Source organism: Pseudoalteromonas neustonica (genome assembly GCF_001653135.1).
Taxonomy (GTDB): domain Bacteria; phylum Pseudomonadota; class Gammaproteobacteria; order Enterobacterales; family Alteromonadaceae; genus Pseudoalteromonas; species Pseudoalteromonas neustonica.
In genome coordinates this window covers 11,801-33,080 of sequence record NZ_BDDS01000019.1, presented here as the reverse complement: position 1 = coordinate 33,080, position 21,280 = coordinate 11,801, and the positions used below count along the sequence as shown (strand labels likewise).

The following is a 21,280-nucleotide window of genomic DNA, read 5'->3' as shown; positions in this document are numbered from 1 at the left end:
CACCTTGAATTCTATTCAAATGCTTGTGGGCCTGGCTAATCCAGGCCCCGAATACGCAAACACACGCCACAATGCAGGTGCTTGGTTCATTGAGCAACTCGCTGCACGCTATAACTGCACGCTAAAACACGATCCTAAGTATCACGGCCTTACAGGTAAAGTGATCATCCAAGGTCAAGAATTCAAATTACTGATCCCCACTACTTATATGAATTTAAGTGGTAAAGCAGTCGGTAGTTTAGCCAACTTTTTCAAAATCCCCGTTGAGAGCATTTTAGTTGCTCACGATGAATTGGATCTCGATCCCGGTGTTGCCAAATTAAAAAAAGGTGGCGGACACGGCGGCCATAATGGGTTAAAAGACATTATTGCAAAGATGGCAAATCAAAAAGATTTCATGCGTTTACGAATAGGTGTAGGTCATCCTGGACATCGTGAAATGGTGACTGGTTGGGTGCTTGGAAAAGCAGCCAAAGCAGACCAAGAAAAAATGGATGCCGCAGTTGATGAAGCAGTTCGCTGTATGGAAATACTTGCAAAAGACGGTGTGTTAAAAGCACAAAACAGACTACATTCGTTTAAACCCTAGTAGCTTAGGTATTAAGTAAAACCGTTTAAACGAATCTAAACAAGGTATCTTACTATGGGTTTCAAATGTGGCATCGTCGGTTTGCCTAATGTTGGTAAATCAACACTTTTCAATGCATTAACCAAAGCGGGTATTGAAGCCGCTAACTTTCCTTTTTGTACCATTGAGCCTAATACGGGTGTGGTACCGGTGCCAGATCCTCGCCTAGACGAACTTGCAAAAATTGTAAATCCACAGCGCATCCTTACAACAAGTATGGAATTTGTGGATATTGCAGGTCTTGTAAAAGGCGCTTCAAAAGGTGAAGGTTTAGGTAACCAATTTTTAGCTAACATTCGTGAAACCGATGCTATTGGCCACGTAGTTCGCTGCTTTGAAGATGAAAACATTATTCACGTTGCAGGTACTATTGATCCTGCAGATGATATTGATGTGATCAACACCGAGTTAGTACTTGCTGATATGGATAGCGCTGATAAAGCACTTTTCCGTAATGCGAAAAAAGCCAAAGGTGGCGATAAAGACGCTAAAGAACAAAATGCCGTACTTGAAAAAGTAAAAGTACACCTTGATGAAGGCCTAACTTTACGTTCTTTAGCATTAACTAAAGAAGAAAAAGCAGCTATTGCCTCAATTAACTTCTTAACCATCAAACCAACGATGTATATTGCAAACGTTGCTGAAGATGGGTTTGAAAATAATCCATATCTTGATCGCGTTCGTGAAATTGCCGCAGCAGAAGATGCTGTCGTGGTTCCTGTATGTGCCGCAATCGAATCTGAGCTTTCTGAACTTGATGACGAAGACAAGCTTGAGTTTATGGCCGATCTAGGTCTTGATGAGCCTGGTTTGAATTTAGTGATCCGTGGTGGCTATGAACTACTGCATTTACAAACCTACTTTACTGCAGGTGTAAAAGAAGTACGTGCATGGACAATCCCTGTAGGCGCAACAGCACCACAAGCCGCAGGTAAAATTCATACTGACTTTGAACGTGGCTTTATCCGTGCACAAACTATCGCTTTTGATGACTTTGTTGCCTTCAAGGGTGAAAGTGGTGCAAAAGAAGCAGGTAAAATGCGTCAAGAAGGTAAAGAATACATAGTTAAAGATGGCGACGTAATGAACTTCTTGTTCAACGTTTAATAATCTCTTCTTTTATTAGTATTTAAAAGGCTCATTTACGAGCCTTTTTTATTTTTAGCCCCAAAATTCTATTTAATACTTTCAATATCGATTACATCATTACACTCTTAGTCGATGAAACAAGCCCAAACGTCTATTTTATTCACCAACACAGCAAACTCTTTATATAAGATCCAACTAAAAGATATTCTTTTCTCAACCTAGTTCCTAAAAAATGCAAAATGAACTTAATACAGCAGTCAAAAAACCATCATTTTTATTAAATTTTAGCCGCTTAGCTTATTTTTCCTGCAAACAAACAAAGATACGTGTTTTTTTGCAAAAAAGGTGTTGACGAATTTGGGTCATATCAGCATAATACGCCCCGCACTCAACGATGAAGTGCAAACAAAAAAGATGGCTAAGTAGCTCAGCTGGTTAGAGCACATCACTCATAATGATGGGGTCACAGGTTCAAATCCCGTCTTAGCCACCATTTATTTTTTGTTGCTCAATGAAGAGTTTAAAATAACTACCAAGTGTTTAATTACACAAAGTATGCGGGAGTGGCGGAATTGGTAGACGCGCTGGATTTAGGTTCCAGTAACTTAGGTTGTGAGAGTTCAAGTCTCTCCTTCCGCACCATGTTCTGATAAGAACTAAAATTATCACTTGTTTATTGTTGGGATATCGCCAAGCGGTAAGGCACCAGGTTTTGATCCTGGCATTCCCAGGTTCAAATCCTGGTATCCCAGCCAACAATGGCTAAGTAGCTCAGCTGGTTAGAGCACATCACTCATAATGATGGGGTCACAGGTTCAAATCCCGTCTTAGCCACCATTTCTTTTGAAATGGCTCTGCAAGAGTTAAATTGCGGCTCAATAAAGAGTTTAAAATAACTACCAAGTGTTTTATAACACAAAGTATGCGGGAGTGGCGGAATTGGTAGACGCGCTGGATTTAGGTTCCAGTAACTTAGGTTGTGAGAGTTCAAGTCTCTCCTTCCGCACCATGTTCTTGATAGGAACTGAAATTATCAAATAATTCTTTGTTGGGATATCGCCAAGCGGTAAGGCACCAGGTTTTGATCCTGGCATTCCCAGGTTCAAATCCTGGTATCCCAGCCAACTTTCTCTACCAAGGAAAGTTGTTAAAGAATGAAAAATAGTATGCGGGAGTGGCGGAATTGGTAGACGCGCTGGATTTAGGTTCCAGTAACTTAGGTTGTGAGAGTTCAAGTCTCTCCTTCCGCACCATGTTCTTGATAAGAACTAAAATTATCAAATAATTCTTTGTTGGGATATCGCCAAGCGGTAAGGCACCAGGTTTTGATCCTGGCATTCCCAGGTTCAAATCCTGGTATCCCAGCCAACTTCTTATACCAAAGTAAGTTGTTAAAGAATGAATTAGTATGCGGGAGTGGCGGAATTGGTAGACGCGCTGGATTTAGGTTCCAGTAACTTAGGTTGTGAGAGTTCAAGTCTCTCCTTCCGCACCATGTTCTTACTTAGAACTAAAACTAGTAAAATTTAGAGTTGGGATATCGCCAAGCGGTAAGGCACCAGGTTTTGATCCTGGCATTCCCAGGTTCAAATCCTGGTATCCCAGCCAATTTTATATCTTCTTAGTATTACCTATCTTAAATACCTCTTTCTAAAGCAATCTATACTCAATGCTTTACTGTAGAAAAAACCTTGAACATAATCACAGTTTAACTTAATTAATGCCTGTTCAACTTTCTTTTCTTCGATACCTTCAGCAACCACATTACAATTAAGCCTACTCGCTAAAAATATTGTAGATTCAACGATTGCATATGCAGCTGGCTCATTGAGCATGTTTTTTATAAATGATTGATCTATTTTTATTTGGTCTATTGGCAATTCTCTTAATAAGACCAGTGAAGAGAAACCAGTACCGAAATCGTCCACACTGAACTTAAAACCCATCTTACTCAATTTAGACATCATTTTACGCGCAGCATTTAAATTCGTCATCATCGCGTTTTCAGTGATCTCAAAAATAATTGATTTACTCACACTTGGATCCAATTCAACAAGCATTTCAATAAAATAATAAAACTCCTCGCTTTCCAAATCTTTAGGTGACAGATTTATATGAAGAAAACCATAAAACCCGTGCGCCTTTAGCTTTTTCAACTGTTTGAACGAATTTAATACAATCCATTGAGATAAAGGTAAAATCAACCCTGTTTGTTCTGCCACAGATATCAATTTATTTGGTGGTATAAACTCCCCATTTTTTTGAGGCCAGCGTATAAGGACTTCAGCACCATGTAACTGCCCACCAAAAGCCGATAATATAGGCTGCAAGTGCAACTCAAATTCATTATCTTGCAATGCTTTTTCAATCCGTGTAGACATCTGACTTAATTCACGCGCCCTGTGTCCTAATTCCGGAAAGTAAGCAACAACTTGCTGAGCCGTCCTTTTTGCTTCATACATAGCCAAATCAGCTTGTATCAGCAGCTCATGCTGGTGTTGGCTATTATCTGGAAACCGACTCACACCAATACTCAGCATGACCGTTATTTTTTGCTCCCTGATTGAAAAAGGTAGACTGATTGCTGTATTAATAGCAGTGACACAATTGACATATTTTTTTTCTGTTCGTGAAAATAAAATAAGCGCGAATTCGTCGCCACCGATTCTATATACCTTAGCAATTCCGGATAAGTGCTGGCGCAAGCTTTGAGAGAGTAAACTTAATAGCTCATCACCGTATTGATGGCCGAACCTGTCATTTACCTGCTTAAATCCATTCAAATCTATGAAAAATAGCGTAAATGAATTCTTGAGACTGATTTGCTTTTTAAGAATGCGGAAAAACTTATTTCTATTTGGTAGGCGAGTGAGGACATCATGCTCAGCTAAAAAACGTTGCTGTGCGCTTACTCTTTCTATTTTAATAATACTGCTTAAACTTAATCGAGTAACTAGTACAACAAAACCACTGCCACCAAATAAGATCAATGACACACTAGAAGCAACAAAGGTATCCACACCCTGAGTAAAGAAATAATAAATCACCCACCAATAAGCCATTATAAAAAATATAATTAACAGCAATAGTAAGCCCCACTGCGAGCTATTTGTCTTTTTATAAATCAAAAAGGTAGGCTTTAAACTCACACCTAAAAGAAAAGTACCTGCTAAAATTATGAAAATAAAAAAATCATTCACATTTGCGCTTCTATAGTCAGGTTGCGTGCAATTTAAAGATGATTAATGAACTCGTAAATTTCCGAACGCTTTAAAATGCAAACAAGTGGCAAAAGTTAGCAAAAAAGCTTTGTATGCTCGGGTATGAGAAGGTCAATTTTTTGTGTCTATAATAAAATGCACGAAGTGATTCGTGCATTTATAAAATTGAAGTTCAGACTAAAGCTTTCTTACCGATAACTTTAATCTAGTTCAATTGTCCACTTATTGCGTATTTTAAAAGCTGATTTTTTAAAAAGCCTGAGTCATTCGCCATTTTTAAAAATTGGCTACGTGCCCATTTTAATGGCGCAACTTGATTTGAAAAACCAAAGTAGCACGCGTCCATCATGCTCATCATGAGTAAATTTGCCTTTCTACGTGTTTGCTCATAATGCTTTAATTGTATTTTAGCTCCAACATCATTGCAGTTGTGCAGGATTTTTGCCAAGGCAACAACATCTTGAAAACCTAAATTAACCCCCTGCCCAGCTAATGGGTTTATGGTATGTGCCGCATCACCCACTAAAACAATTCGCCCGTGCGAATAGCTATTTGCATGTTGACGCGCTAACGGAAAAACAGCGTGGTCAATCACGTCAAAATCCCCAGCTAAAGGTGGAAAATGTTTAAGGATTTGTTGCTTTAGTTCGACCGCTGAAAGTTGTTGCCATTGTTTGAGTTGCTTTGCATCGTGGTAACAAATTAAATTAGCGTAAGGTGCTTGCATGGGTAAAAATGCGACGGGGCCAGAGGGTTTAAATTGCTGCCATGTTTTAACTTGCTGGGGGGCATCTAACTTTATTAAAACCCCCATACAATGCTGCCCATACTGCCAACCTGTTACACCTATACCTGCTTTTTTACGTAGTAATGATTGCCCGCCATCGGCTGCAACCACTAAATCAGCACTAAATTGCTGCTCGCCATAATGTAACGTGACGTACTGATCCGTTTCTTCAATTTTTGACAGTGGCTGGGTTATTTCAATCACCTCAATATTATGCTCAGCAAACTGTTGCCAAATGCTTGCTTGAATTAAATTATTTTCAATCAAATGACCTAAATGCGTGGTATTGATATCGTGACAATCAAACAATAAGTTATCGCCTGAACGCTCAAATGCTTCTAATTGTTGATAAGGGGCATGACGATGCGCTTTTAAAATAGGCATTGCACCTAATTCATCTAATAAATGCTCTGAAAAGCGATTGATTGCAGAAACACGAATATCAACCTTTGCACTTGCTAAAACAGCAACAGGGTTTATTACACGGTGCTCAATTACTTTAACCTGACACCCTTGTTTAGCAAGCTTAACAGCCGTGGCAGCACCAACCATGCCGCCGCCGACAACAATAACCTTATTTTTCATCATTTTTAAATCGCTAATTTGGCTATTTTCAGTACGTTTGATTGTATCGTATTTCTATTTACAAGTGCCAATGAGTTTACTGTTAATACATCGCAAATAAGGCTTTGTTTGATTTCAAATCACAAAGATAAAAACTATACTTGGATCTGGGCGGGTATCCAGATAAAATACGCGTCCTTTAAGTTCGCGAACAGTAAAATTTCGCATCACTTAATCCTGTTTCTAGCACATTTTTGTGCCACTACCGAATTGAAAACGAGGCTATATTTCAATGAGTAAAAAGCTGCATATTAAAACCTGGGGTTGTCAGATGAATGAATACGACTCTCAGAAAATGGCTGATCTTCTCGATGCAACTAACGGTTACCAGTTAACCGATGAAGCTAAAGACGCAGATGTAATCTTACTCAATACCTGTTCAATTCGCGAAAAAGCACAGGAAAAAGTATTTCATCAGCTTGGCCGCTGGAAATTATTAAAAGATGATAAACCTGATCTTATTATCGGCGTTGGTGGCTGTGTTGCATCGCAAGAAGGTGATTCAATTCGCCAACGTGCGCCATTTGTCGACGTTATTTTTGGCCCGCAAACTCTGCACCGTTTACCTGAAATGATCAAACAAGTGCAAGGTAACAAAGGCAGCTCAGTGGTTGATATTTCATTTCCAGAAATTGAGAAGTTTGACCGTTTACCAGAGCCAAAAGCGGATGGCCCGTCAGCGTTTGTATCTATCATGGAAGGCTGCTCTAAATACTGTACCTTTTGCGTAGTACCTTATACTCGTGGCGAAGAAGTAAGCCGCCCGCTTGATGATGTATTATTAGAAATAGCCCAATTAGCAGAACAAAACGTACGTGAAGTAAACTTACTGGGTCAAAACGTAAATGCATATCGCGGTGAAACTCACGATGGCGAAATTTGTTACTTCTCTGATTTAATTCGTTATGTTGCAGCGATTGATGGTATTGACCGTATTCGTTACACCACATCGCACCCGGTAGAATTTACACCAGATATCATTGAAGTTTATGCCGATGTACCTGAACTTGTCGATCACTTACATTTACCAGTACAAAGTGGCTCGGATCGTATTCTTAATCTAATGAAGCGTGGACATACCGCGCTTGAGTACAAATCGACAATTCGTAAATTACGTAAAATTCGTCCTAATTTAAGTATGTCATCTGACTTTATCATTGGGTTCCCTGGTGAAAGCAAAATGGATTTTGAAGCGACAATGAACCTTATCAACGATATTGGTTTTGATATGAGCTTTAGCTTTATCTACAGTGCGCGCCCAGGTACACCTGCCGCGGACTTGCCTGATGATGTATCTGAGCAAGAGAAAAAAGAACGTTTATACTTGTTACAAAACCGTATTACTCAAATGGCGCAGCAAATTAGCCGTCAAATGTTTGATACCGAACAACGTATTTTAGTGGAAGGCCCATCAAAGAAAAACCCGATGGAATTGCGTGGACGTACTGAAAATAACCGCGTTGTTAACTTTGTTGGCCCACACACGGTGATCGGCCAGTTCGTTGATGTACGTATCACAGAGGCGCTGCCTAACTCTTTACGTGGTGACCTAATTCGAACAGAATCAGAAATGAACTTGCGCCGCGATGTTGCACCTGCTGATATTTTAAGCAAAGCTGCACAACCTGAACCGCAAATAACACCTGACGAATTAGGTGTCGCAACTTTCGTTCCTTAGGCGATATTGACGTGCCAGCCTCGCTGGCACATTAAAATAGGAAGCAATTTTGAGTAATCAATTAAAAAAATTAGAGATTTATTTAGAACCCTCCGACAACAAGCGTCTTTGTGCTTTATGTGGCCCGTTTGACGAAAATATCAAACATATTGAGCGCCGTTTAGGTGTTGAAATTACTCACCGCGACAACTACTTTAAAATCACAGGTAAAACAACCAGTGCCTTTGCAGCCATGGAAATCGTTAAAGATTTGTATGTCGATACCCAGCCTGTGCGCGGTGTTATTACTGACATTGAAGCTAACGCAGTACATCTAGCAATTAGTGAATCAAAAGCATTAGAGCAAGACGAGTTAAGTGAATATGGCAAAGAAGTTGTCATCAAAACGCGTCGTGGCGTTATAAAACCACGCAATGATAACCAAGGTCATTACGTCTCAAATATTTTTCGTCACGATATCACTTTTGGTATTGGTCCGGCAGGAACGGGGAAAACCTATTTAGCCGTAGCCGCCGCCGTTGATGCCTTAGAACGTCAAGAAATTCGCCGTATTTTACTAACCCGCCCTGCTGTTGAAGCAGGTGAGAAATTGGGGTTTTTACCGGGTGATTTAAGTCAAAAAATAGACCCATACCTGCGCCCGCTTTACGATGCACTATTTGAAATGCTTGGTTTTGAAAAAGTAGAAAAACTACTTGAGCAAAACATCATTGAAGTTGCACCACTGGCTTTTATGCGCGGTCGTACACTTAACGATGCCTTTATTATTTTAGACGAGAGCCAAAATACCACGGTTGAACAAATGAAAATGTTCTTAACTCGTATTGGCTTTAATTCAAAGGCAGTGATCACCGGCGATATCACTCAAGTAGATTTACCTCGTGGGGCACGTTCAGGACTTCGCCACGCCATTGAAGTACTTAGCGATGTAGAAGAAATAAGCTTTAACTTTTTCCAGTCCCATGATGTAGTTCGCCATCCTGTTGTTGCGCGCATCGTTGAAGCGTATGAGCGTAATGATGAAGCGGATCGCCTAAAGCGTGCAGAAAAACAGCGCGCCAAAGATTTGCTAGCAAATAAAGAGCAAGATCAACTTGCTACTAAAGAGTAATGCCGTGAACACTGAACTTGATTTACAAATAGCCTGTGAGTTTGACAACTTGCCTACCCTTGAGCAATTTGCGCTATGGGCGAATAAAGCATTAAGCCAATACCGTGATGAATCAGAACTAAGCATTGTTATTGCTGATGAAGCACAAAGCCAGCAACTCAATAATGACTACCGTGGTAAAGATAAACCAACCAATGTGTTGTCGTTTGAATTTGAAGCACCACCTGGCATAGATATACCTTTAGTCGGTGATTTAATTATTTGCCCAGCCATCGTATTGGCTGAAGCAATTGAGCAAGAAAAGACATTTCATGACCATTTTGCCCATATGGTGATCCACGGATGCTTGCATTTACTTGGATTTGACCATATAAAGGATGAAGATGCGAATGAGATGGAAAGCATAGAAAAGCAATTACTAGCTGATCTAGGCATAGCAGACCCATATCGGGACGATATTTAAATTTACGGAGCAAATAGACGCAATGAGCGACGATAACTCGCAGACTAGCCAGGGTTCTTCTGGCAAGACCTGGTTGGGTAAAATTACCCAAATGTTGCAAGGGGAACCCCAGAATAGAGAAGAGCTGGTTGAGGTAATTGCCGACGCGCAAGAACGGGATGTAATTGATCCTGAAACCAAAGAGATGATTGAAGGTGTGCTTGGCGTGTCTGAGCTTAAAGTGCGAGACATCATGATCCCGCGCTCACAAATGATCACCCTTGAAGTTGACGCTCCACTGGAAGAACTAATTCCAATGATGGTTCATTCAACACATTCACGCTTTCCGGTGGTATGTGAAGATAAAGATCATATAGAAGGTATTTTACTAGCAAAAGATTTACTGCCGTTAATTTTAAATAAAGATGATCAACTGCCATCACTGCGCGATTATTTACGCCCAGCGGTAGTTGTACCTGAAAGTAAACGTGTTGATACATTGCTTAATGAATTTCGCCAACAACGCTATCATATGGCACTTGTTATTGATGAATATGGCGGTGTATCCGGTTTAGTTACCATTGAAGATATTCTTGAACTCATCGTTGGTGAGATTGAAGATGAACATGATGAAGAAGAAGAGCAACAAGATATTCGTCAAGTTGCAAAACATGTGTTTATTGTTCAAGCGCTAACACCCGTTGATGACTTTAATGAAAAATTTAAAAGTGGCTATAGCAGTCAAGACGCCGACACAATAGGTGGTACAGTGCTACATGCCTTTGGTCATATGCCTGGACGCGGCGAAACCATTTTAATCGATGGTCTACAATTTAAAGTCACTAATGCAGATAGCCGACGCTTACTGCAATTACAAGTGACCGTACCAAAGGCTGATGACAGCGATAGTGAAGACAATACTGACTAATTGCCTAAACTTAGCAAAAGATAAAAAAGCATGGCTCGCATTATTTGCGGGCCTCTTTTTAACGCTAAGCTATGCTCCTTTTGAGATTTGGCCCCTCACCTTTGCCTGCATAGCAGTAGCAATCCATAGTACACATACATCAAAAAACCAATATGGTAAATTAGCCAGCAAACATGCCGCTAAATATGGGTTTATATTCGGCCTTGGCTGGTTTGGTGCAGGAATAAGCTGGGTGCATGTATCTATCGCCACCTTTGGCGGAATGCCATTAGTAGCCTCATTGCTATTGATGGTGCTGTTATGCGCCTATTTAGCTATATATCCGGCACTTGCCTTTGCGCTCTCTGCACGCTTTGCCAGTGGGCCTAATAGCTATGGTTTATTACTTATTAGCACCTTTGCTATAACTGAGTACCTACGTGGTGTAGTACTTACCGGTTTTCCTTGGTTAAGTTTTGGCTATACCCAAACCGACAGCCCACTTAATTATTTAGCCCCTATAGTTGGTGAGTTTGGCTTAACATTAATATGTATAACCATTGGTTTTTCGCTGTTTCGCTTAATCTTTGATAAAGAAATAAAAACCACGTTGATCAGCACTGCGATCATTGGACTTATCAGCGTTATAGGTGTTGTAGGGCATGATAATAAATACAGTGATAAAACGATTAACACACTGCTCGTACAAGGTAATATCAAACAAAACCTACGTTTTGAACCCAGTGAATTTTGGGCCACCATGAGCAAATATCAAGACATGACTCGGCCAAATTGGAATGCTGATTTAATCGTTTGGCCAGAGGCCGCAGTCCCCGAAATAGAAGCCCTCGCTGATAGTTTTTTAGCGGGTCTGGATAGTGCTGCATCCTTTAATAATACAGCGCTCATAACGGGTATTGTTGACTATCAGCGCCATACTCGCGCTATTTTCAACACTCTTATAGTACTTGGTAATAAAGAGCGTGATGATGAGCATGGCCATTATCAATACCTAGGCAATAACCGCTATCAAAAGCATCAATTACTCCCTATTGGTGAATTCGTGCCATTTGAAGAGATATTGCGCCCTATCGCACCATTATTTGATTTACCCATGTCATCATTCACTCGCGGCGATGAAGTGCAAAATAACCTACGTGCTAACGGTTTAAATATCCTGCCAGCCATTTGCTACGAGATAGCCTTTGCCAATTTAGTCCGGGGTAATTATCATAATGACTCTGATATTTTATTTACCGTCAGCAATGATGCATGGTTTGGCGCCTCACACGGCCCCCACCAGCATATGCAAATAGCACGAATGCGTGCCCTTGAGTTACAACGCCCACTTATTCGTGTTACTAACAACGGCATCAGCGGCGTGTACGATCCTATTAGTAACACTCAATTAAACATGCCACAGTTTAAAGCTGACGTACTTAAAGCTGAAATTAAATTAATCGAAGGCGACAGTATTTATAGCCAATATGGTAATTTGCCAGTGTGGATTGCAGTGGTATTGATGGGGGTTGGTGGGATTACTAGAGGTGCTAGGCGCTAGGCCAGGTTAAAGGTTCAGCCTTATGCCTGTTTGCGTAATTATTTAATTAACATAAAGGGTAACTTTTAGATTCAACCTAAAAGTTACTCTGCCAAACAAATTAACAGCGGTAGGTATAAACGACTCTATTACCTATAACTTCCGTTTTAGTCACAGAGCAACCGCCACCAAAAGGATTGATATACAATTCAAACTTAGCTTTTTCCTTAAGGCCATCAGCAGCCCCTGAGAATTTGAATTGTCGACCATCTACATCAGCACGGGTAAGAGGGATTGAATTATTAAACCCATCTCGTCCACCTAATATATCAAAAGACTGAGTCACTAATTTTAAAGTTACACTAATAAATCCGTTAGGAACGTTGCCTAGATCATCACTGTAAAACTCAACTTTAATATAAACTTCTGGTTTATTCATACTAGGAAACTTAATCGTTTTCATGGTATTTGATAAAATTTTTGCTAGGCCACTCGTTGAACCTCCAAAATGTGAATTATAAATACTATTTCTAAAGGAACTATTATTCATAAAATCATAGGGACTACCTTTAACTTTAATTACTTTTCCAATTACATAATCATCAGTTGAGCCGCTTGAAGAAGCAGTATTTAAACTATTTTTATTAAAAGCGTTCGTCTCTGACCCAAACATACTTTTATTCGCAGCTAGTGTAACAACACGCACTAACTCTTTACGGTACTGATAAAGCAAATCCAAATCATGGAGTTCATCACTATTCAAAGATGTCTGAGATACATTTATCGACGGCTCACCAAACCGATCTTCAGAGTAGAAAGTGTCAAACTTTTTTGCTGTTTCATTTTTCATATCAACAACGACAATAGACCTAGTGTTATATTCTGCACTGAATTTCGCGACTCTTTCTTGTTTATTTTGTGAGCAGTCATTGCAAATAACAACCTCCGATTGACCAAACGCGGAGACAGAGCAAGCAAGGAGAAATATAGAAATAAACAGATGTGTAATTTTTAACATTGCAAATCCTTTTTTAATATAGCAAATTATTAGCATAGACAATAAACAACAGGCAATAGGAAAATTCTGAAAAATACAACTTCGTCTATTTTATCTTCATCAACTTAAGTTTGATTATCCATAATCCGATCCAAATTTTAAGCTATGTATTATTAAAAATAACAATCAACAATTAGCGCTTAAACACGAAAATGGCGATTTATAACTTAAACCATCAAGGCTAGCTTATCGATGAATGGCTTATTTTCTTCATCAATGATCTGAATAATGTCTTTGTGTAAGCGCTTTTTGTGCTCGGCAAAAATAGTGCGCTTTTTATCAAACGTGGCTGCAAACGCCATTGCATCGGCTAATAAGTTTTCTTGGTCAGTTGAGGCTTTCTCAATAACGTGATCAATAGCCAGCTCGGCTCCAGATACTCGGCGCCCTGTTAGCTTCATTTCGTTAAAACGATAATAAGGTATCGCTTTTTTTACAAAAGCTATCATCCCCGGTAAAAATGGAATAGATAAATCCACTTCAGGGAAACAAAAGAACCCACGATCGCCGCGCATAAATCTAAAATCGCAGGCGCAAGCTAAAATTGCACCGTTACCAAAAGCATGGCCATTAATAGCAGCAATCACTGGCATTGGGAAAAGTAGTAACGTTTTAAATACATCGTCCATATCGTACATAAAAGTACGAATTTCATCGGCGTTTTTTGCCTTCATTGCAGGTAATAGCCAGTCAGTGTCAATACCTAAGCTCCAGCACTTTTCATCGTTTGAAGTGATCACGAGCGCTTTGTGGTTTTGATTTTCAACAACCTTTGCAAGCATCTGTTTGAGTTGCTGCGCAAATTGTGGGTTCTGACGATTTTCACCATTTGTTAAAGTTAAAATCGCAATATTATTGTGAGTCGTTAAAGTTATGATACTCATAAAGTGCCTTTTCAATTTTATAGTTATTTTTAAATACGTTTATCCATATTTGCAAGTATGCTTAACTTTGTTTCTTGTGTAGTTAAATACCACCGATTATTTGGAGTAACACAGCTTCCCCCCATAATTTGTTTAATTTCATTTACATTGTGTCACATATTCAAGTTTTATATATTTTATGTCTTGTTCCAGATTAGGTATTATTTACACATAAATAATAATAATAAAAGTTATGAAAAAATTAGCGACCGCATTGATCTTACCTCTGTTCTTATCTTCTTGCGCTAATTCGCCTGAAAGTGATCTAATCAAGTTAAATAACCGTACTGCATGCTGCTCGGACTTAAAATCGATTAAATTTGTAGCCCAACAACCAAAGCAGCTTACTTACTTTGATTTAGAAAAGCAGCCAGTCAGGCTTTTTAACGAGGCTAAAAGCCCATTCATTGCAATTGAAAAACCACACAATAGTCGCTTTGCCCAAGTTTTTAGTCACGCCAATGGTGCTTTTATTCAAACTGCAACACTGGTTTATCCACAGTTACTGATTTTAGATAAATCAAAGCAGGTTATTAAACACCTTAAACCTTATGAAGCATGGGGATATAGCTTACCAACAACCTTAGACTTGGATGGTAATCTATATTACAAAACACAATTTACTCTACCAGAGGAAGCCAAATACTTAATTTTTTATACTGATAGCAGCTTGAATAATAAAAAAGTCACAATCAATTGGCGCTCACAAGTCGGAGGAAGTGAATACAGGCACCTTACCCTCACTTCGTTCGCTAAAATTGGTATCAAGTTACTTTAATTTTACACTCATTTTTCAGGAATTATTATGAGATATATTTTTACTATTATTATCCTTATCACATTAAGTGGCTGTAACTCTTCACCTAATTACATGAATACGGCACAATTAAAATCAAACCATCAGGTACTCGGATTTGGCGGTTTTTATGTTGAAGAAGATCTCACTTACTTTAAACAACAATTAGAAAGTCATTATAAGACACCTATAAAAAAAGCACTTGAAGAGCGTGGGTTTAAAGTAGTAGATGCCAGCGAAGTTTATACTGTATTTCATCAATTATTAGACAACGCTGACAACTTATATGACCCGCTTACTGGTCAAGAAAATGAAAACCTACGTAATGAACTCTGGAAAAAAGCCCTTTTCACAACAAAAACTAAGCTAGGTATAAATGCATTTGTATTTGCAGGTGTTGATACCGTACGCGCACATTTTACTAACAGTATTTTATTAGGCCACGTAGCCAAATGGTATGGCCAAGAAGAGTCTTACCTTGAAGGTGGTGCCGATGGTGGTGATATATTTGTATCACTATTTCAAAACGAACAAGGTTATGTGCCAGGCAGCAGAGTGTATATCCGCATTCGAGATGAGTATGACACACTTTTAACTATGGGCTCTGGAGGCATTGAGTTAGTAGCGCAATTTAATAGCGATGAAGAAATTATTGTTAAAGATGCCGACAAATTATTTAAAGACCCTGCAAAATTGGATAGCGCGTTACAATTCGCATTAGAGACAATTGACACTTGGAAGACGAAAAAATGATTAAACACATTTTTATCATTATCGCTTTGCTAAATTTAGTCGGTTGCAAACTAGTTCAATACAATAGCGACCCCAAAGTGACAGCGAATACAATTACATTCGCCAAGCCCGCAACCCATAGCAATCTAGCCTATATATGGTTACCAACAGCAAATACCGGTAACAAAGTACTCTACCGAGAAGCATTTGATAATAACGTTGCCAATTTCTCAAAAAAACATACATTGACCAACTTAAACCCTCAAGCACAAACAGTGTTTAATGACTTTATTATTGAGCAAGGCGGCGCTTTTGATACCAACACAGGTAAGCTCAACGCTGAGTTAATACAAACAGCAATGCAGCACACGTTTAATAACATTACAGCGGAATACCCAAGCGTTGACACTCTGTTAGTTATTCATCCAAAAGAAATCTCTATCAAAGTGGTTGATGGCACTGCTAATTGGCATGGGGTTGAACAACATATCGCGACTATAAAATCAGTTGAATTCAGGTCTGTTATAAGCCTTGCCATACAATATTATGTTCCAGATAGTAAAACTTACAATCTCGAGATTGGCTTAGATCTGCATACGCCAGATTTATCCGACAAGAGTAAATATGAGCAAGTCCTCACACATATTTTAGAACCTATCGTTATTTTAAATACAGCAACAAAATAGCTAACCTGAACTCGGGTTAAGATATTTACTAACGTATTGATTTAACAGTATAAAAACTTACTCAACTCTCCTGTCGGTGATTTTCAGGGATAACAAGGCGAATTTACGCGTCGAAGCTTGTCTATTGCAAGTAAATTCAACGTAGTTAGCGTTGCAAATAGCCACTGGAAATAGGTTTATTATTCCGGGTTTGGGTTAGCTAATAACCTGCGAGTAAGCTAAATAGTTAGCTTACTCTCATCGTTGTTACTTCTTAAAAGGGACTGCCATTGTTGCAAAGTAACGCCTTGATATTAAGCCCCTGTGAAACGCTGAATCCTGCATCTTGAGGTGATTTGGGTATATTAGTGTCATCAAGCGGAGCAAATGCTCACAGTAATAGCGCCTATTTAAAAATGAAAGGCGAGCTTGAAGATGCAGTAAAAACGCTGACTTTTAAGCGTATTAGTATTATTCAACCTTCGTTGTTATTAGGGAAGCGTGACAACGACTTTCGCATTGGTGAAAAGCTAGGCAGCGTGCTTTTACCTATATTATGCATGCTACCGGGGCTTAAAAAGTTTAAGCCAATTGCAGGCCAACAAGTCGCAAAAAGGATGAGTAATATCAGCAAACAATCCGGTGATGGTGTTGAATATTTTAAATTAGATGAGCTGTTTAAACGTTAGCAGATATTTATACGTCCTTTTCGCCATAAAAAGCGTTCTACAATATTTAATATCAGTTCCTCTAAGCTTGAGTTTAACTCGCACTTGTATTGTAAAACCTCATATTTGCTTGGCATAAAGCCCCGCCTACAGTAAATTTAAACACGCCCTACCGTAAAAACATAAAAAAGCCAGCAAATGCTGGCTCAATTATTAATGCCTATTAACCTTACGACTTGCCAAACTCAGTTGGTGCCGGTGGCACAACAAGTGGCTTTTTCGGGTTCGCTTTAAGCTCTTTTAATAGCTCTTTAACGGCGCGCTCAATCGATGGATCTTGGCCTGCCTGAATAAGCTCTGGACGATCAATCACTTCGATATCAGGGCTAACACCTTCATCTTCGATTATCCAGTTACCGTCGTTATCAAGTATTCTAAAGGTCGCTGCAATTACAGAGCCACCATCAACAAGACTTGGATTACCTGAAATACCAATTAAGCCGCCCCACGTACGTGTACCAATCAATTTACCTAAGCCTGCTTGGCGGAAGTAATACGGTAACGCATCACCACCTGAGCTTGAGTAGCCATTGATCAACATCGCTTTTGGACCATCGTGAGCAAATTGTGGTGTTTTAGTTGGCTCAACACCACGGCGCTTCCAATAGTTTAGCGGTTTACGCGCCAGCCAAGTGATCATGTGCTCTGGAATAAATCCGCCACCGTTATAACGATCATCGATGATCATTGCATCTTTGGTTGTTTGCGGTAAAAAGTTTTTAAATAACGAACGATTTCCCTCGTAATGCGTGTTTGGCAAGTGTACATAGCCAATACGCCCATTTGAGAGTTTATTAACGTAATCAGCACGTGATTGCGCCCATTGTAAATAACGCAGGTCTGTTTCGCTTGCGATTGGTTCTACGGTTACTTTCCAGCTTTTTTTCAAACTTGGTGACTTACTAAGCAATAACTCAACCGGTTTGCCTTGCGTGTTTTCGAGTAATTCATAAAAGTTGACAACATCTTTTACTGAACGACCATTCACCTCAACAATATAGTCACCAACGCTTGCGTTAATACCTGTTTCGTTAAGTGGTGAACGGAAGTTTTCGTGCCAGTTTTCACCTTTAAAAATGTTTTCTATTTTTACAAAACCCGATTTATGCGCACTAATTTCAGCACCTAATAAACCATGTTGTAAACGTGTTGCTCTTGGCATATCCCCAGAGTTTACATAGATATGACCAGAGTTAATTTCACCAGCTATTTCACTTAATACGTGATCAAGGTCTGCACGGTGTGCAACGGCATCTGCCATTGGTTGATAGCGTTTTAAAATTGCGTCCCAATCTTGGCCATGATGGTTTTCATCATAGAACCAATCGCGCAAAGTACGCCAACCTTCACGGTACATTTGCGCCCACTCTGTTTGTGGATCAATTTTAAGTACCATGTCTTGCAGGTTTAACGCGGTGGCTTTTAAGTCTTGCTTAGGCGCTGGTTTTATAACACTAAAACTATCACCTGCTCGCGCAATAATATGCTCTGCGTTGGCTGATATTTTATAACTATTAACACCCGCTGCAACGCTCGCTATTTCACCGTCAACCGCAATCGGGATTAATTTAAGCTCACCGGATGAAAGTGTTAGTACGCCTTCTTTAACACCGGTTAGTGCGCGGTAATTGCCAGCAGGCGCATTTAGTGCAACAACACGGTCCATAAAGCCGTCACTTTCAATGTGATTGCTTGGCGTGTTTGCTGATTTTTCATCGTCTTTATCCGCTTTAGGATCAACGATGCTTGTTTCATCAGTAAGTGGGGCATTAAGTGGCTTAATGTTACTGTTTACCGCAACCGAATAAAGGCGCGTTGCGTTGTTAAACATGTAATCAAATTCGTAGCTACTAAAGGTTAAATTAAAGTCTCGCTCTGAGGTAAAATATAGCTGTTGTCCATCAGGCGAAAACGCCGGATTTGTTTCACTGCTCATATCGTCTGTTAGGCGAGTAACTCGCTTACCTTTAATATTGTAATGCCAAAGCGACGCATAGCGGTTTTCATTATTTTTAACAAAAACAATGTCTTTACTATTAGGTGACCAAATATACGTGGTTAAGCTATCTTCTTCATATTTTGCGGTATCAATTTTGTGCTGTTTACCCGTTTTGATATCAAGCCACCAAAGCGTATGATTTTGATCAGCAAACAATAGCTTTTTATTATCTGGCGACCAAATAGGGTCAAAACGCCAAATACTGCCATTACTGGTAAGTTGCTTAACCTTATTGTTGTTGGCTCTGTCTTGTATGTAAATTTCATACTCGCCGCTTTCATCACTCATATATGCAATGTAACGGCCATTTGGTGACCAAGATGCCGCTATTTCACGTCCTTTAGGCGTATGGCTTAAATTACGTGTTGGGCCATTTTTAACTGGCACAGAGAATAATTCGCCACGCGCACTAAACACTACACGCTTACCATCATGAGATACATCCATTGAATCAATGAAATCGCTGACATTTTTGCTGTAAGGCATGGCATATTCACGACTACCTTGTACATTGATGGTCAGTTTTTCTTCGCGCTGGGTTGCATCATCAAAGCGATACAAGTAACCGCCATTTTCATACACTATGGCGTCAGGCCCAGCTGATGGCCAAAGTACGTCAAAATCTTTGTGATGGGTGACTTTTACTGGCTTTTTACCGTCTTGATGCTTGTACAAGTTTAACGTGTACTCTCGATCCGACACATAATAAATGTTGTCGTTCACCCATGTAGGTTGTTGATCGGTTGCCCTGTCAGTGGTCAATTGCGTTGATTTATTATTTTCTAAATCGTATACCCATACATCTTGAGCACGCCCGCCACGCGAACGTTTCCACGTACGAAATTCACGATCAATTGGGGTATATACATACTGTTTTCCATCTGGCGATAACATACCACCGCCAGTTTCAGGAATTGCTAATGGTTGTTCTAAGCCTCCCTCAGCGGGTACCATATATGGGCGACCCACACGTTTGCCATGCGGTGTACGATTCGCTCTAAATACGATATGTTTCCCATCGGGTGTCCAATCAAGTACACGGTAGTCAAACCCACCTCGAGGTGGCATAACACCTACGTCGTTATAGTAAGTCAGCTGCTTTAGTTCGCTGCCATCGCGGTTCATAACATACACTTGGCGGCTGCCATTGTATTGCGCCGAAAAAGCAATTTTTGACCCATCAGGAGAAAATTTAGGAAAGGTTTCAAAACCAATATGATCAGTTAAACGCGTGCTTTTACCGGTTTTTGTATTGGCGATATAAATGTCACCGGCATAAACAAACGTCACTGACTCTTTATGAATATCAGGAAAACGTAATAAACGCGTATCTTGTGTGTCATAAGCAAAAGCCATTGGCGATATTGCAGGTGCAACTGCGACGGCTACTGCTGTTAATAAAGTGCGTAATTTCAACTTTACTATCCTTATGCTGTTATTTTATATCATCATAACAACATAAATACGGATTGCAGCTTTGTTCGAAAAATTACTGTAACAGAGTGTAAATAATAATCACGCACTTTAATTTATCATACTGTAATTATTATATTCCCCCGACTTTAGGAAGTTGCTTTTTATTCGTTATTTTAAACGTTGTTAAATCAACTAGCATTGAAAACACGTCACTATTATCTATAAATAGTACAAATAAATTGCCATCTTCATTTACATCATACTCAAGGACACTATCGTAGCCTGTAATAATCTCGTTATAGTCACTCCCATCCGTTTTACTTAATGCAAAAGTGCTTTTGTCATCGCTGTTTAAAAGGCCATCGTTATTTGTGTCGTTTTTAATAACGTCATAGGCAATACCAGCCGCACTTGATTGCGAGTCAAATTCAGATAAATAAAGTGGCTGAATATCAAGAATCAATTGATCTGTCGTACTAAAAAGCCAATTTGAATGGTTTGTTTTGCCATTTATAAACATCACATTTTTTGAGCGTGTTGCGTTATATTTATAATAAGAAGAACCATTAAAATTTTCTGTAACCTGGCCAAACTCACGTTCTGTTTCCGCTTCAATCGTTAACTTTTCAGATTCAAGCTCTATAAAGTAAAAGTCCGTTTTTCCTATTCTTTGCGGGTAGCCCAGGCGCCATTTTTCTTCTTCGTTTTTGTCATCGGCTAAATTTAACGTCGGTGGCTCAATATAATTATCGCTAAATATTGTTTGAGCGAGTTGATATGAGATTAACAAAGTTCCTATTACAATTCCTAACAATAAAATTAGCCCATTTAAGTTCCATACCCATTTAAAAAATGTCTCTGATTTCATGTTTTTCCCAACATATTAAAAAATAATTGAACAATTTTAGTAAACATACGTATTGATAGGTTTGTATAC

The 21,280-nt window shown here is 39.4% G+C and carries 17 protein-coding genes and 10 tRNA genes; 21 read left to right on the top strand and 6 right to left on the bottom strand.

The genetic code is table 11. The features are described 5' to 3' along the window. Positions 1-4 precede the first annotated feature (4 nt). The 12 genes from pth to A7967_RS18245 all read left to right on the top strand — a co-directional run bounded on the left by pth (position 5) and on the right by A7967_RS18245 (position 3,325). Positions 5-589 carry an aminoacyl-tRNA hydrolase gene (pth, locus tag A7967_RS18300; protein WP_054206466.1) on the top strand — a complete coding sequence of 195 codons (585 nt, stop codon included), beginning with the start codon at positions 5-7 and terminating at the stop codon, positions 587-589. Between the two features lie 54 nt (positions 590-643). Further along, positions 644-1,735, top strand: a complete 1,092-nt coding sequence (ychF, locus tag A7967_RS18295; protein ID WP_054206467.1) for a redox-regulated ATPase YchF — start codon at positions 644-646, stop codon at positions 1,733-1,735. 398 nt (positions 1,736-2,133) lie between these two features. Then, a tRNA-Met gene (locus A7967_RS18290) sits at positions 2,134-2,210 on the top strand. 64 nt (positions 2,211-2,274) lie between these two features. After that, positions 2,275-2,359, top strand: a tRNA-Leu gene (locus A7967_RS18285). Between the two features lie 38 nt (positions 2,360-2,397). Continuing rightward, positions 2,398-2,472: transfer RNA gene (locus A7967_RS18280), tRNA-Gln, on the top strand. Between the two features lie 5 nt (positions 2,473-2,477). Then, positions 2,478-2,554: transfer RNA gene (locus tag A7967_RS18275), tRNA-Met, on the top strand. Between the two features lie 87 nt (positions 2,555-2,641). Continuing rightward, positions 2,642-2,726: transfer RNA gene (locus A7967_RS18270), tRNA-Leu, on the top strand. A 40-nt stretch (positions 2,727-2,766) separates the two neighbouring features. Then, positions 2,767-2,841: transfer RNA gene (locus A7967_RS18265), tRNA-Gln, on the top strand. Positions 2,842-2,885: 44 nt separating this feature from the next. Continuing rightward, positions 2,886-2,970, top strand: a tRNA-Leu gene (locus A7967_RS18260). Between the two features lie 40 nt (positions 2,971-3,010). After that, a tRNA-Gln gene (locus A7967_RS18255) sits at positions 3,011-3,085 on the top strand. A gap of 42 nt (positions 3,086-3,127) precedes the next feature. Further along, positions 3,128-3,212 (top strand) — tRNA-Leu (locus A7967_RS18250). Between the two features lie 38 nt (positions 3,213-3,250). Next, a tRNA-Gln gene (locus A7967_RS18245) sits at positions 3,251-3,325 on the top strand. Between the two features lie 23 nt (positions 3,326-3,348). Here A7967_RS18245 and A7967_RS18240 read toward each other — a convergent pair. Beyond that, positions 3,349-4,917 carry a putative bifunctional diguanylate cyclase/phosphodiesterase gene (locus A7967_RS18240; RefSeq protein ID WP_054206468.1) on the bottom strand — a complete coding sequence of 523 codons (1,569 nt, stop codon included), beginning with the start codon at positions 4,915-4,917 and terminating at the stop codon, positions 3,349-3,351. A 226-nt stretch (positions 4,918-5,143) separates the two neighbouring features. Next, a complete protein-coding gene (locus tag A7967_RS18235; protein ID WP_054206469.1) occupies positions 5,144-6,313 on the bottom strand; it encodes an FAD-dependent monooxygenase in 1,170 nt (389 codons plus the stop codon). Positions 6,314-6,581: 268 nt separating this feature from the next. Between A7967_RS18235 and miaB the strand changes: the two genes are divergently transcribed. The 5 genes from miaB to lnt are packed head-to-tail and all read left to right on the top strand — an operon-like array spanning position 6,582 to position 12,048. Then, positions 6,582-8,027 carry a tRNA (N6-isopentenyl adenosine(37)-C2)-methylthiotransferase MiaB gene (gene miaB, locus A7967_RS18230; RefSeq protein WP_054206470.1) on the top strand — a complete coding sequence of 482 codons (1,446 nt, stop codon included), beginning with the start codon at positions 6,582-6,584 and terminating at the stop codon, positions 8,025-8,027. 49 nt (positions 8,028-8,076) lie between these two features. After that, on the top strand, positions 8,077-9,138 hold the full coding sequence (locus A7967_RS18225; RefSeq protein ID WP_054206471.1) for a PhoH family protein: 1,062 nt from the start codon (positions 8,077-8,079) through the stop codon (positions 9,136-9,138). Positions 9,139-9,142: 4 nt separating this feature from the next. Then, positions 9,143-9,601, top strand: coding sequence for an rRNA maturation RNase YbeY (ybeY, locus tag A7967_RS18220; RefSeq protein WP_054206472.1), 459 nt, complete (start codon positions 9,143-9,145; stop codon positions 9,599-9,601). A gap of 22 nt (positions 9,602-9,623) precedes the next feature. After that, complete coding sequence (gene corC / locus A7967_RS18215; RefSeq protein WP_054206473.1) at positions 9,624-10,508, top strand: CNNM family magnesium/cobalt transport protein CorC; 885 nt, start codon at positions 9,624-9,626, stop codon at positions 10,506-10,508. Beyond that, positions 10,477-12,048 carry an apolipoprotein N-acyltransferase gene (lnt, locus tag A7967_RS18210; RefSeq protein ID WP_439951188.1) on the top strand — a complete coding sequence of 524 codons (1,572 nt, stop codon included), beginning with the start codon at positions 10,477-10,479 and terminating at the stop codon, positions 12,046-12,048. The genes corC and lnt overlap by 32 nt, the downstream gene beginning before the upstream one ends. Positions 12,049-12,148: 100 nt before the next feature. Here the strand turns inward: lnt and A7967_RS18205 are convergent, their stop codons facing one another. Both A7967_RS18205 and A7967_RS18200 read right to left on the bottom strand, forming a co-directional pair. After that, positions 12,149-13,045 carry a hypothetical protein gene (locus A7967_RS18205; RefSeq protein ID WP_054206474.1) on the bottom strand — a complete coding sequence of 299 codons (897 nt, stop codon included), beginning with the start codon at positions 13,043-13,045 and terminating at the stop codon, positions 12,149-12,151. A gap of 206 nt (positions 13,046-13,251) precedes the next feature. Then, complete coding sequence (locus tag A7967_RS18200) at positions 13,252-13,968, bottom strand: enoyl-CoA hydratase/isomerase family protein (RefSeq protein ID WP_054206475.1); 717 nt, start codon at positions 13,966-13,968, stop codon at positions 13,252-13,254. A 232-nt stretch (positions 13,969-14,200) separates the two neighbouring features. On the opposite strand from A7967_RS18200, the gene A7967_RS18195 reads away from it, so the two are divergent. From A7967_RS18195 to A7967_RS18180, 4 genes are all read left to right on the top strand, one after another. Beyond that, entirely contained in the window at positions 14,201-14,785 is a 585-nt protein-coding gene (locus A7967_RS18195; protein ID WP_054206476.1) for a putative periplasmic lipoprotein, read from the top strand. Between the two features lie 27 nt (positions 14,786-14,812). Next, positions 14,813-15,556: a hypothetical protein gene (locus A7967_RS18190; RefSeq protein WP_231659106.1), complete on the top strand. Its 744-nt coding sequence runs from the start codon at positions 14,813-14,815 to the stop codon at positions 15,554-15,556. Next, on the top strand, positions 15,553-16,221 hold the full coding sequence (locus tag A7967_RS18185; protein ID WP_054206477.1) for a hypothetical protein: 669 nt from the start codon (positions 15,553-15,555) through the stop codon (positions 16,219-16,221). Before A7967_RS18190 ends, A7967_RS18185 begins: the two co-directional genes overlap by 4 nt. A gap of 347 nt (positions 16,222-16,568) precedes the next feature. Then, positions 16,569-16,889 carry a Rossmann-fold NAD(P)-binding domain-containing protein gene (locus A7967_RS18180; protein ID WP_197279088.1) on the top strand — a complete coding sequence of 107 codons (321 nt, stop codon included), beginning with the start codon at positions 16,569-16,571 and terminating at the stop codon, positions 16,887-16,889. A gap of 208 nt (positions 16,890-17,097) precedes the next feature. Here the strand turns inward: A7967_RS18180 and A7967_RS18175 are convergent, their stop codons facing one another. Next, the gene (locus A7967_RS18175) at positions 17,098-20,283 is read right to left on the bottom strand and encodes a S41 family peptidase (RefSeq protein WP_439951189.1); all 3,186 of its coding nucleotides are present in this window, start codon (positions 20,281-20,283) and stop codon (positions 17,098-17,100) included. Positions 20,284-20,473: 190 nt separating this feature from the next. After that, a complete protein-coding gene (locus A7967_RS18170; protein WP_064435950.1) occupies positions 20,474-21,211 on the bottom strand; it encodes a hypothetical protein in 738 nt (245 codons plus the stop codon). Between the last annotated feature and the right edge of the window lie 69 nt (positions 21,212-21,280).

Excerpts from the sequence above, each read along its gene's own strand:
- ychF (WP_054206467.1), top strand. The coding sequence starts at position 644 with ATGGGTTTCAAATGTGGCATCGTCGGTTTGCCTAATGTTGGTAAATCA.
- A7967_RS18235 (WP_054206469.1), bottom strand. The coding sequence starts at position 6,313 with ATGATGAAAAATAAGGTTATTGTTGTCGGCGGCGGCATGGTTGGTGCT.
- miaB (WP_054206470.1), top strand. The coding sequence starts at position 6,582 with ATGAGTAAAAAGCTGCATATTAAAACCTGGGGTTGTCAGATGAATGAA.
- corC (WP_054206473.1), top strand. The coding sequence starts at position 9,624 with ATGAGCGACGATAACTCGCAGACTAGCCAGGGTTCTTCTGGCAAGACC.
- lnt (WP_439951188.1), top strand. The coding sequence starts at position 10,477 with ATGACAGCGATAGTGAAGACAATACTGACTAATTGCCTAAACTTAGCA.
- A7967_RS18205 (WP_054206474.1), bottom strand. The coding sequence starts at position 13,045 with ATGTTAAAAATTACACATCTGTTTATTTCTATATTTCTCCTTGCTTGC.
- A7967_RS18200 (WP_054206475.1), bottom strand. The coding sequence starts at position 13,968 with ATGAGTATCATAACTTTAACGACTCACAATAATATTGCGATTTTAACT.
- A7967_RS18195 (WP_054206476.1), top strand. The coding sequence starts at position 14,201 with ATGAAAAAATTAGCGACCGCATTGATCTTACCTCTGTTCTTATCTTCT.
- A7967_RS18190 (WP_231659106.1), top strand. The coding sequence starts at position 14,813 with ATGAGATATATTTTTACTATTATTATCCTTATCACATTAAGTGGCTGT.
- A7967_RS18185 (WP_054206477.1), top strand. The coding sequence starts at position 15,553 with ATGATTAAACACATTTTTATCATTATCGCTTTGCTAAATTTAGTCGGT.
- A7967_RS18175 (WP_439951189.1), bottom strand. The coding sequence starts at position 20,283 with ATGGCTTTTGCTTATGACACACAAGATACGCGTTTATTACGTTTTCCT.
- A7967_RS18170 (WP_064435950.1), bottom strand. The coding sequence starts at position 21,211 with ATGAAATCAGAGACATTTTTTAAATGGGTATGGAACTTAAATGGGCTA.